Origin of the sequence: Bradyrhizobium liaoningense (assembly GCF_018130785.1) — a bacterium.
GTDB classification, from domain to species: Bacteria; Pseudomonadota; Alphaproteobacteria; order Rhizobiales; family Xanthobacteraceae; genus Bradyrhizobium; species Bradyrhizobium liaoningense_A.
Genome location: NZ_JAFCJT010000048.1, coordinates 1 through 12,164 on the forward strand (window position 1 = coordinate 1; position 12,164 = coordinate 12,164).

Below are 12,164 nucleotides of genomic sequence, written 5' to 3' on the forward strand. Positions count from 1 at the left end.
AAGTGACGTTCACGGTGAATCAGCGCGCCACCGAGTTCTTGCTCCAGCTTGTGAACGGCCTTTGTCAGCGCCGGCTGCGTCACATTGCATTGCTTCGCCGCCCGCGTAAAATTGAGTGTCCTTGCTAGGGCTAAGAAATATCGCACCTGATGAAGCTGGAGTTGCATACTCATACTCGAAAGATTTGCCGCGGTTCGGACCGTTCCAGTTCGTTGCCATAGACCATCGCCGACATCCCTCTTATGGCGATGGCCGTGAGGTTTATACTCTCCATCGTTCTCTTCCCGGCAGGACTTGTTACCTAACGCGACGCCAAGCTGCGGAGTCACTTTGTGCGGCAAAGGATAGAACAGGGTCCCGTCATCCTTCTTGGCACTGGCGATATAGAAGTAGACGCATTTGCTCTTTTACTTTTTCCTTTGCGATCGGAGCTCTTCGCTCATGATGATTGAAATTGTATGTGCCCACCCCATGGCGTAACGATTGGTGTCATTGGCGCTCACATCGGCGCCATTAGGCGATGCAGTTGACGCTGGGATACGCCCATCCTTGGTCTCAGTGACGCTGCCGTGCGACTGATGCTCTTGCAAAGAAATAGAGCGGCTTGGTCGCGGAGTTAAGTGCAGTTCTTGTTACGGCGTTCTCATTCTTGCGGATTTGTTGAGTGAGTATTTCGCGGCGCTTGCGTCTGTAATGTGTCCAACACCTCAGTGGTCTGGACCGCTGGATCAACCGAAGTAGGCTCGAAGGATCCGCCGTGCTTTAGAGGTCAGGATCGGTTGCGCTAACTCAGACTGCGAAAGTGGCTCTCAACGACGGCTTTCGCTGAGGTTCCGACACGTTAGTCATATCCGTGGTCAAGGAGCACGGTTCGCACTTCGCCAAGTTGACCTTCGGCGCACACGTTGACCGGCCGTAACGAACGCAATCAGCCACAGACTGAAACGCACCCCGTCCAAATCGGCGAATGTCACGGGGAGCTTGGAGACGAGCTGATACTCAGGACCTTCATCGACTTAGCGGCATTTTTTCCGTCGCAGGTGGGCCCATCCTAAAGTCGTCTCCCCGAACGACCACCATCTCCGCTGGCGCATTCACGAAAGCCCGTTAGCTATTTCAGCGCTCGTTAAGGCGACGAGCCTGAGCACATATGGATCGAAATTCGCGACTCTGTGGCGGCGATCGTCCCGTCGTAATTCGTGAGCTCGTTGACATAGGCTTCATTGACTACTCCAACGACAGCCGGGATCATGCCGACGCTTGAGCTCGAAGTTCAGCTCGATGGCTTGTGCCTTTCCATGGTTGAGGGGCGGCTGTCATTTTAAATTGTGAAACCAAAGCGGGCCTTTGCGCCTTCGAGATCGCTATCTGTCATTGCATCAAGCCTGCTCCAAGGGCGAATTCATAGTTGATGCGAATCGGTCACGGGGGCGATGGGCGTGTGCTTGAAATCGCAAAACTCCAGGACGTCGGTAGCCAGCGGCTCCGCCGTTAGCGGGCTGCGGGGTGTTCAATTCACGCTGCCTGATTTGACTGTGCAGGCAGCGCGAGTTGAAAAGTCGCGCCCTGAGGTTGGGCGGCGGTGGCCCACAGTCGTCCCCCATGCGCTTCAATGATGGTGCGGCAGATCGATAGACCCATCCCCAAGCCGCCGGGCTTTGTCGTGTAGAAGGCCTCAAAGATGCGCTCAAGATCAGCTGAACTCAGACCTGGACCCGAATCCCGCACTACGACGAGCACGCCGTCCGGCTCGCCCTTACCAGTGGTGATCGCCAACTCTCGCGATCCCTCGCGGACCGAGCTTAATGCTTCGACGGCGTTGATGATCAGGTTCATGATCACTTGTTGCAGCTGGACCCGATCTCCCTGAATGAGCGGCAACCCCTCCACGAGGTGTGACTGCGCCGAAATGCCATACTTCATGACTTCGCCACGGGTCAGGGCGATGACCTCGAGGATTGCTCCGTTGATGTCCACGTCTTCTTTCCGAAGAGGTGCTTTTTTGAAAAGCGCGCGCATCCGGCCAATGACCTCGCTGGCGCGATTGCCGTTTGCAAAGATCCGGTTGAGAGCTTGCCGAGCTTTCTCCAGGTCTGCCGGTTCTTTGCTCAGCCAGTGCAGCGCCGCGGAAGCATTGTTGAGCGTCGCCCCAATCGGCTGGTTGACTTCATGGGCAATCGACGCCGAGAGCTGCCCGATCGTTGCGGCTCGATTCGCGTGCACGAGCTCCATCTGCACCTCGTTGTAACGCCGCTCACTTTCGCGAATTTCCTCCTCCGCCCGCTTGCGCTCGGTCAGGTCCACTACGAAGGCCATGCCCTGGTCGTGCCGCCCGCCGAACGTCGCTGCCCCGACCAGCACCGGCACGCGGCCGCCGCTTTTCAGGAAGTACTCCTTCTCATAGGGGTGCGCGGTTCCGGTTGCTTCCAGCGCCGCCACACGCCGGTCGTCGGCATCGCGCCATTCGGAAGGCGTCAGATCCCGCCAGCGTAGTCGCCCAGAGACGAGATCGCTGCGGTCGTATCCGATGATGCGGAGAAAAGCGTCGTTGGCATCGATGATCCGATCGTCAAGATCCCACACAAAGATGCCGATGATATTGGAATCAACCAGCCGCCGGATCCTCGCCTCCCGCTCAGCTAGCTCGCGGTACAGGCTAGCGTTCTCTATTGAGATTGCAGCCTGCGAAGCGAGCAGTGTGAGGACCACCATTCGAGCAGGAGTAAAGGCGGCAGTCGTAAGAGTGTTCTCCAAGTACAGCATCCCAATCAACCTGGTCTGCTTAAGTATCGGCAGGCAGAGCACTGACCGTGAGCGGTGGTCGCGAATATAACCATCCGCTGAAAATGAGCTCTGGCTGGACGCGTCGTGCAGGAGAACGCTTTCTTTTGTCCGAAGGACGTAGTGAAACACAGACTTCGGTAGATCTGTGGCCGTGACACGTGCCTGTCTCAGGACCACGTTAACGTTGTCACTGCTGGTTGTGGCCTCTGCTTCTATTTGATACTCGTCGCCTCGCGGAAGAATCAAGAGACCTCGATCGGCGCCCGCGTGTTCGATTGCCGAACTCATGAGCGTGTTGATTAACTTGTCGAAAACGATCTCGCCTGACACTGCTTCCGAGACTCTGATCACGGTAGCTAAATCGAGCTGCTCGATGGGTGTCACTATCGTCGCCGTGGAATCCGGGATCGACTTGTCCACATTGAGGTGCGGATAAAGCCCCTCGAGTTGGCGAACCTTTCCGTCGGCTCCCCAGCGCAGGTAGCAGGCCTGCGCGGCCCGCAAATAGGTCGCCGCGATCTTCTCGTGACCGCGCTTCGCGTAGAAGCGCCCGGCAATCTCATTGGCAATCGCCTGGTTGTGCACGAACCCGTATTTGTGAGCCGCGCGGATGGCCTTGTCGTACAGTGCCTGAGCGTTCAGTACCCCGCCCTCAATGCGGGCGATCTCGGCTCCGACCAAGGCAGCGCGGTCTTCGAAGGTTTCGGGGTTGACCTCCGCCCACACTTGGAGCTGCCGGTGGTGGTCCAGCACAGAATCGAAATGCCTAGGTCTCTGCTCGGGTGTGGCGTGATCCCACACCGCCGCATGCGCCAGCGCGCTATAAAGTCGATACTCCGCTGACTCGAACATTGCCGCCGACGTCCAAAGTAGCGGTTCTGCGCGCAGCGAGGCGTCGACCGCCGACGCAAGGTCTCCGGCCAAAAAGTGCGCTTGCAGCTTTCGCGTCCAGTAGTAGAACTCGGCGAGCAACAGATCGGGGCTGATGGCCAAGCGGCGTTCGGTATCGAGTTCGCTGTATCCATCATGATCCAGGCACCCGAACGTAGCAGTCAGCCCGCGCAAGGTGAGGATCAAGCCGAGTTGTGCTTCGAAGCGCTCGATGACCAGGCCGAAACGCACCCGCCTAGCAAATGCCAGGCCGTTCTCGCATTCCTTTTGCACTTCCGCGAGTGGATCCCCGGCGGCGAGGCCAACCGTGACGGTCAGCAGCTCGCACTCGGCTGTCATATACTCGATCGAGAAGATGAGCTGGCGATTACGTTCCCAAGTCTCTTCTTCTAGAAGGGCTCTGCCGGCCCTGAGATACTTGAGCGCCGAGTCGTATGCTGTCGAGAGTTTCGCGCGCCGGCCTGCGATCAAATTCAGTTCTGCGACGCGCTCGCGATCCTCGACAAAGGTGATGAGGTGGGAGCCCCGGTTGAGTTGATTGACGATCTCAAATATCGCCTCCTCACGTTTTTCAGCGGGCGTGTGCTCGGCGAGGAGTATTCCGATGCGTAGGTGGGCCTCGGCACGCAACTCCTTCGGGATAAGCGAGTAGGCCGCTTCCTGCACGCGGTCGTGCAGGAAGCCGTAGGAATTGTCCGCACGAAAGATGAGGCCCGAGCGCACGGCTTCCCAGAGATGGTCGTGCATGTCCTCGACCGAGCCCTGATACCCCATCCGCAGCATCTCGAACTCTGCACTGTTGCCCATGCAGGCGAACTGTTGGAGTACCTTCTGGGTCTCTGGCGGAAGGCGCTTCAACTTCTCGACCATCAGCTCTACAACATTGTCCGTGAAGCCTTTGGCACGAATACGGAGCAGGTCCCATACCCAACGCCGCTCGCGGTAGTCGAATGTCAGCAGGCGATCGTCCGCCAGAGTGGAAATGAACTGGATTGCGAAGAACGGGTTGCCCGTCGTCTTTTCGTGAATCAATTCTGCCAGTGGGGCGGCGCGCTCCATTTGGCAGTGAAGGGAGTCCACAAGCAGTTCACCTAGATCGTCGCGACTGAGTGGTGTGAGAACGATCTCCTGCACTGCCCCTCCGGCCTGACGGATCGCTTCTAGCTTACGTACCAGCGGGTGGGCGGCATTGACCTCGTTGTCCCGATACGCACCAATGAGCAGTAAGTGCTGCAAATCGTCGCGGGTCAACAGATCTTCGAGGAGGTCGAGTGTGGCAACATCCAGCCATTGCATGTCATCGAGGAATAGCGCGAGCGGATGTTCAGGTCGCGCAAATACGCCGATGAACCGTCGAAATACGATCTGAAAACGTCTCTGCGCTTCCTGCGGTGGCAACTCGGGCACTGGCGGCTGCTCGCCAATGACATACCTCAATTCCGGGACGAGATCGACGAGGAGCAGTCCGTTCGGACCCAGCGCCTCACGAAGTGCGTCCTGCCATTTGCGCAGGTCTTCCTCGTTCTGGCTGAGGAGCCGCCGGATGAGGCTCTGAAACGCCTGGGCCAGCGAGGCATGCGGAATGTCGCGCTTGTACTGGTCGGATTTGCCTGACGCAAACAAGCCGCGTGGCGGCACGAGCGGTCTGTGAAGCTCATTGACGACCGCCGATTTGCCGATGCCGGAGTATCCGGAGACGAGCACAAGCTCTGCTCGGCCACCGCCAACGATGCGGTCGAAGGCGGTGAGCAGAGTGTCAACCTCGCGGTCCCTCCCGTACAGCTTCTCGGGGATCAAGAGGCGATCGGGGATGTCGCGAGCGCCAGGCGCGAAGTCATCGATCCACCCCTGGGACTCCCATTGGGACAGGCAGCGCCGAAGATCGCTCTCAACTCCCACCGCTGTCTGATACCTCTCCTCCGCGGTCTTGGAGAGCAACTTCATCGTGATCGCGGAGACCGAGGCCGGCACGGTTCCCACCCGCTCACTGGGTGCGGCTGGTTGTTTCGCGATGTGACAATGCACCCATTCCATCGGGTCGGAGGCCGTGAATGGAAGACTCCCGGTCAGCATTTCGTAAAACGTCACTCCGAGCGAGTAAAGGTCGCTCCGTGAATCGATCGAACGGTTCATTCGTCCCGTCTGCTCGGGCGCCATGTAGGCGAGCGTTCCCGAGATGAACTCGGGAGGTTCGGGCAACTGACGCTCCCGCGGAAGTTGGGATGCAATCCCGAATCCGGTGAGCCACGCGTTGCCGGCGTCGTCGACGAGGACATTCGCAGGTTTGACATCCTTATGTATGAGGCCTCGTTGATGGACTTGACCGAGTGTTCTTGCCAACCCAATGGCGGTGCTAAGGAAGCGAGTCAGGTCGAGCGGTTGCCCCCGGTCACGCTCAAGAATCCGATCCAGCGGCTGTCCGCCAGGGTCCTTGAGTAAGAGGATCGTCCGCTCTTCGTGACGAGTAATGGCCAGAGGTGTGGCAGCCCACGCGATATCGAGTTCGGCTGCGAACGAGTATTCGTGCATGAGCCGCTTGATACTCTGAGGCGATGGCTGTTCGAAGAGTGCGATAGCCAGGACTGGCGAGGGGTCGTCGTGCTTTCGGCCGCGGTAAAGGGTAAAGTCCGCGCTTTCCCGCAGGGGCACCAGCACGTACCCCGAGATAGGTGACATTCTTGTTGCCACGGCATCACGACCTCGGAATGATCATTTGGGCAGGACGCTAGAAAGATGTCAACAGGGATGAAATATCAATGGCCGCGACGGCCGTAGAGTTGGTTCTGTTCGGCGTAGAACGGTAAATTGCGCTTATCCCCTCGCGATCTCTCACGCTCCGTCGAACGTACGCGCTATCCTCCTTCTCGTCGCCCCCATCATCTGGCTCATAGTCCCGCGATCGGAGATGTGGTGGCGAGTTTCCGCGAAGCCTGTTTTTTCAGAACTTGAAGACGTGCTGCCGCCGCCCGAGCAGATAGCACGCACCGCTTAAGACAGCCTCGCTGCCGAACTATTGTCTGAAGGAACGAACTTGCTGCGCCATCGTTTACTAACTCTTTCGCGCAAAGGAGGTTGAAAATGGCAACCAGCGTGACAGATAGTGGCTTGGCAACAAGCACGATGATTTTGGATGGCGACTTCGACAAAATCGACTTCCGAGGAGAACTCGTCGACGGGCACCTCGTCGCAAAAGGAATTCTTGCAGACCAAGCGGCGATGGATTCTATCCCAGTAGGGATATACGTTCTCGAAAAGGATGCCACTGTCGTCAAATGCAACAAAACTGCAATCGCGGGTTGGGGACGCACGCCGTCTCTAGGAACCTCGGAAAAGTATTGCGGGTCACACCTTCTTCGTTACCCCTCAGGAGAAGTGATGCCGCACGAACTTTCACCATCTTCCATGGTAATCAACAACAGCGGCACCGTTCGAAACGCCGATGTGATTTGCGAGCAGCCCAACGGTAATCGTCTTCTGGCGCTCGTTAATGTCTTTCCAATTCGCGACGATGAGGACGAGGTGATCGGAGCCGTCAACATTTTCCGTCACAATACCAGCAAGACTGTTCCTGGCTTACTCTCAGAGTCTGCAAGTAGTTCTAACTCTGAGACCTGTGAGGGGAAGGAGTGAGGCTCGCCCTTCGCCGCTTCGGGCTGGAACCTTGATAGGGCGCTTCTGGATGTGGGGTACCAGAAGCCCAATGTTTGGTTATGTCCGCCGCAACGCGGCTGACGGCGTTTTAGGCCCCGAAGATTGGCGACGTTTGCCAACTAGGCCGCGGTATACTATTGCGCGCGCTATACTTTGCAATGGAGCGATTTGTGCAATCGAACGAGCGACCCGAACGAGAGCGTGAGATGCGTGCCGCTGGACGGCTGCCCCCGGGACAGTCGCTGACGCTCAAGTGGCCGGTGCTGCATGTGGGCTCGGTGCCGGTGTTTGCTCCCAGGACGTGGGATTTTCGCGTGTTCGGCCTGGTAGAGGAGCAACTGCGGCTTTCGTGGGAAGAGCTCTCCAATTTACCGCAGAGCGACGTATTCGCGGATATGCACTGCGTCAACGGCTGGAGCCGGTTCGACAGCCATTGGGGAGGATTGCTCGCCACAGAATTGATGAAGCGAGTGAAGTTGCGGCCAGGGGCCCGGTATGTGATGGTTCATGGTGAGAACAACTACACGGCAAACCTGCCAATCTCGGATTTTCTGCGCCCGACGACGATTTTGGCCCTGCGGCATGGCGGCGAACCCCTTTCGCCTGAGCATGGCTACCCACTGCGCCTCGTCGTGCCAAACCTCTATGCGTACAAGAGCGTGAAGTGGGTGCGCGGGATCGAGTTGTTGGATCGCGAGTCGCCGGGCTTATGGGAATTTAACGGATATCACATTTACGGCGACCCGTTCAAAGAGCAACGATCTTCGAGCTGAGCATCGGGACGCTGGAGATATGAGCCGGTGTCAAGTACGGTTGCTCGAACCCAATCGTTCGGCTATTTCACCTGCAGGCGCCGGCAGCTGATTGAGCGGTCATGACGGACTTTTATCCGATTTGGCGCGCCGCAGAGCCGATTCGACGCATGCGAGCAGAACCTCCTCGTCGATGGGTTTTGCCAGGTAGCAAACGACGCCCCGACCCAGAGCCCGAGCTCGCGCGCTGTCATCGGGGTAAGCCGTGATGAGAATTGTAGGTATGTCATAGCCAGATCCTACCAAGCGGCTATGCAGTTCAGTCCCAGTCATGCGCGGCATGTGGACATCAACGATCAAACAGGAGGTATGGCGGACGTTGGGAGACGTCAAAAAATCCACGGCGGATGGGAAAGCCTCAATCGTGAAACCTATTGCCTGCATGAGATCCGCTAATGCCGCGCGAGATTGCTCATCATCATCGATGATCGAAATCTGAATTTCGCTAGACATATCCCCGCCCTCACTGCTGGGGATGGGGTCCGCCGCATCTCGCGTTTCGTGTCAATCTCAAGACGCGCACTGCGCGGCTATCCAATCAATCGCACTGTAACGACAAGAGGCTGGACTGGCGATTATATTGTGGACGGGCGATGCCACACTTCGGAATAATCGTTGCTATACTTTGGAATAATTGATGCAGAACTTCTGAATAGTTCAGCCTGGTTTGGGCCACGTCCGAACGCGCGCCGATGCCAAGTCGTTTACGTTCGACGCGGAGCGGCGCTCTTCCGGCAACCGATTAAGACCATCAGTTGGTTCGCACAAACAACAACGTCTTCGCGGATGGTGCCACGTGCCATCACGAAGCGATTAAGACCGCGGCGACTTTATGCCAAGCGTCTCCGCTATTTTGACAAGCTCGGCGAACGATTGCGCACCCATCTTCTGCATCACATGGCCACGGTGCGCCTTCACAGTGATCTCGGCTATGTCTAGCTGGAAAGCGACCTGCTTGTTCTTTAAGCCAGTGGTCACGAGAGCCAGAACCTCTCGCTCGCGCTGGCTCAAACGCTCGAGACGCGACTTCAGGTCCGTGAGCCGCTGCTCGGCCTTCCGTCGCGTCCGATCGCGTTCCAGCGCGATCGCCACTGCATCCAGCATGTCTTGATCGCGGAACGGCTTGGTCAGAAAATCCACAGCGCCTGCTTTCATCGCCTTGACCGACATCGGAATGTCGCCGTGGCCGGTCATGAAGATGATGGGAATGGAAGCGTTCATTTTCGATAGCTCGGTTTGAAAATCGAGACCGCCCAAGCCCGGCAATCTGACGTCAAGTACGAGGCAGCTCGCCACCGGTAACAATTCGTCTTCGAGCAGCTCCGCGGCCGACCCAAACAACTTGACCTTGAAGCCGACCGAGTTCAACAGACCTCCGAGTGAGTCGCGGAAGTCCTCGTCATCGTCGACAACGGCGATAGTTGGCTCCTCGGCTACCGCACGCTTTTGAATAGAATGCTGCGCCACGAGATACTCTCCCAAATTCAAAATATCACCTTCACGAAGGCCGTTCAACACGTGACACCGCGCGAGTTCCAGCGTGGAACGCCATGGTTCGTTGCCGCGAGACGTTCGCCAGGTCGATGGCCCTCAGCACCCTGCTGTAAGCCGGCCGATGAAATATCTGTTCACCCTCACGCTCCATTAGCAGCGACAGATTTACCGAGCGCCCTTAGGATCGCTCTGTGGCCTTTCGGCGGGGCCGTTCCCCTTGCGCCGCTTCAGCTTTCGGTCGCTTTGTTGAACTCGTGCGGCGGACTTTCTGCTTTTCGTTGCCAAGAGTCTTCCGGCTCGTGGAGCCAATATGGCAAGTCAGTCTTAGCCGGTTGCCAATGGGCTATGGGAGCATCGAGTACGGCCAGATATCCGAGTTTCCGTCGTTAACGCGTTCGGCGGTTTAAAGACCGAAATGATCCGTTGACGTGCGACAACATGCTCACCACTAAGCTCGCGAGAACGGATGCCGCCAGGGCCGTCACTCGCAGATGCAATGTCTTCGTCAGGCTCGTGAGCTGCTTTCCTAGCGCGCACCGGTCGCGACGTCGCAGGTCATTCATATTTCACAGGAGGAGCCACGCTTCGGCGGTAATCCGCGGGGGCAATTCCCGTCGCCTTCCGGAACGCCGTGGCGAACGCGCTGCGACTGCTAAAGCCTACCGCCAGACCGATTTCCGTCATCGAGCCCGCGCGGTTTGCCAGTAGCAACTTGGCGTGCTCAACACGACGGCTGGTCTGGTACCGATGTGGCGGCATTCCGAGAGATTGTTTGAATACCCGGCAGAAATGAAACGGGCTTAGACGAACGAGCTGCGCCAACGCGCCGATCGGTATCCGCTCATTGAGATGTTCCTCGATATAGGCGGTGACGATTCGTTGCTGCCACGGTGCAAGGCCACCTTTGAGTTGCGGTTGAATGCTGGGCATTCCGCAAGTGAAACGCACGACTTCATGTATGAGCAGAGTACCGAGACTTCCGAAGTACATTGGGTCACCCGCGGAACTCTCGACGAAAGTCTTCAGCTTGAACGCGGTGTGCCATAGCGTTTCGTCCTCGAATAGTAGGCGTGGAGCGTCCGTTAGGTCGGTGATGCCATGCTTAGAGAGAGCCTTAAGCTTTTCAGGTTCGAAGTAGAAGTACATGAGCCGCATCTGCGACCCGCGCGGCTCGTGCCAATCGTGAAATTCGCGGCCAGCCGGCACAAATGTCAGCTTCCGCTCGAGGTTCCGGAGCGCTGATCGCGGCAAACCTTCCACAAATGTCTCTCCGTCGCGGCGCTCCCCCTTCTCGTACATTACGAGCATGTGCATTGGAGCCCGATAATGATGTTGGATTGCGCTTCGGCTGGTGGATTGCACAGATTCGGCGGCCATGCCATGCCCTGTTAGGGTGAGGCGTGCCACAGCCTCGCGAGGAGAGATTTCAACGACAGGATGGATCGCATTCGCCGCGACGAGACCATCCAATTGGCGAGCTGGATCAAAAATGGAGGATTCATGGTCGCCTCCAATGATCGGGGATCGAGTTATCGGAAGCAACACTTGTGATCTTGAACGTTGTTGCAGATCTTCGGGGGCATGCCGCGAATAGCGTGGCCTCAACAAATTCTCGCGTAAACCGACTTGCTGGAGTTCGCCTCGCAGCGTCGAGGGCGAAAGTGGTGGGCGGCCTTTTGCCATCGCTTCTCTCGTCCGTTTGAATTGGAGTTGTGCCGTCAACTGGTCATCATCGGCTAGGCGCATGGGGTCGGACTCCGGGTTCCTATTCAGGATTTCGTTCATCGATTCCGTTGCGCGATTGCGGTGCCCGTGCTGAGGGCCCCGCATCAGGCCGAGCGGCAGTTTCCTTCGCCCGAAAGCTGCTACAAGCCATGCGAGGTGAGGTTGCCCTGCGACACGCAAGTCCTCAATTGCACTCGCATTTGCACGTCTGACAGGAAGGGCGAAGCCGGGTTAGACTTTGGCCGAGCCGGGCTGCGACTTTTGGATATCCCGGTTTCGACTTATTTGGCGCGGAGCGTCACTTCGCCGGTTCCGATTTCTGAAACGTCGCGCACGCGGACCCAGTTTGATCAGGTCTTCCTCAATATAGCGAGCATGCTACAAGGCGGCTGTCATAAGGCCGGAAGGCTGGCCACCGGTCCCGCTCGCTACGACTCTTCTTCCACCGCCTGTTATTCGGCCTGCGATATTGGCGCTGACGCAATTTTGGTGTAGTTCCGCCTTTTCTGCGCCTATTAGTCTGGCCTGAAGCTAATCGAGTTTTCCACGCCCCTAAATGAAGCCAATACATCGCGGGCGATGTGGTGAAGATCTGACGCCCGCATAGAGCGGCGTCGCGACGGCAGCGCCCGCATCTCCATGGCTTCTCCTTTTGGATGTTGCCAATACCGGCCACCTATATCCTCGACCAACGAGGGATCATCCGTCGAGCGTTTGTCGGGCCGGACTCCATCACGGGAGCGACGACCGAAACAGTGCTTGCTGCCCTGTCCGAATCGGATGGGCCCAAGCCTCGCCCTTAGAGCC

The 12,164-nt window shown here is 57.6% G+C and carries 7 protein-coding genes; 2 read left to right on the forward strand and 5 right to left on the reverse strand.

The window, feature by feature from the left end; all coding sequences use genetic code 11:
• Positions 1-167: LysR family transcriptional regulator (locus JQ627_RS38550; RefSeq protein ID WP_212489545.1), on the reverse strand; the 167-nt coding region annotated here is incomplete at its 3' end.
• 1,348 nt (positions 168-1,515) lie between these two features.
• A complete protein-coding gene (locus JQ627_RS38555; protein ID WP_212489541.1) occupies positions 1,516-6,351 on the reverse strand; it encodes a trifunctional serine/threonine-protein kinase/ATP-binding protein/sensor histidine kinase in 4,836 nt (1,611 codons plus the stop codon).
• 402 nt (positions 6,352-6,753) lie between these two features.
• On the opposite strand from JQ627_RS38555, the gene JQ627_RS38560 reads away from it, so the two are divergent.
• Complete coding sequence (locus JQ627_RS38560) at positions 6,754-7,305, forward strand: PAS domain-containing protein (protein WP_249143741.1); 552 nt, start codon at positions 6,754-6,756, stop codon at positions 7,303-7,305.
• 227 nt (positions 7,306-7,532) lie between these two features.
• Complete coding sequence (locus JQ627_RS38565) at positions 7,533-8,099, forward strand: sulfite oxidase-like oxidoreductase (RefSeq protein ID WP_249143742.1); 567 nt, start codon at positions 7,533-7,535, stop codon at positions 8,097-8,099.
• 99 nt (positions 8,100-8,198) lie between these two features.
• On the opposite strand, the gene JQ627_RS38570 is transcribed toward JQ627_RS38565, so the two are convergent.
• From JQ627_RS38570 to JQ627_RS38580, 3 genes are all read right to left on the reverse strand, one after another.
• On the reverse strand, positions 8,199-8,591 hold the full coding sequence (locus tag JQ627_RS38570) for a response regulator transcription factor (protein WP_212489543.1): 393 nt from the start codon (positions 8,589-8,591) through the stop codon (positions 8,199-8,201).
• Positions 8,592-8,951: 360 nt separating this feature from the next.
• The gene (locus JQ627_RS38575) at positions 8,952-9,605 is read right to left on the reverse strand and encodes a response regulator transcription factor (protein WP_212489547.1); all 654 of its coding nucleotides are present in this window, start codon (positions 9,603-9,605) and stop codon (positions 8,952-8,954) included.
• Between the two features lie 582 nt (positions 9,606-10,187).
• Positions 10,188-11,378: a helix-turn-helix domain-containing protein gene (locus tag JQ627_RS38580; protein WP_212489544.1), complete on the reverse strand. Its 1,191-nt coding sequence runs from the start codon at positions 11,376-11,378 to the stop codon at positions 10,188-10,190.
• Between the last annotated feature and the right edge of the window lie 786 nt (positions 11,379-12,164).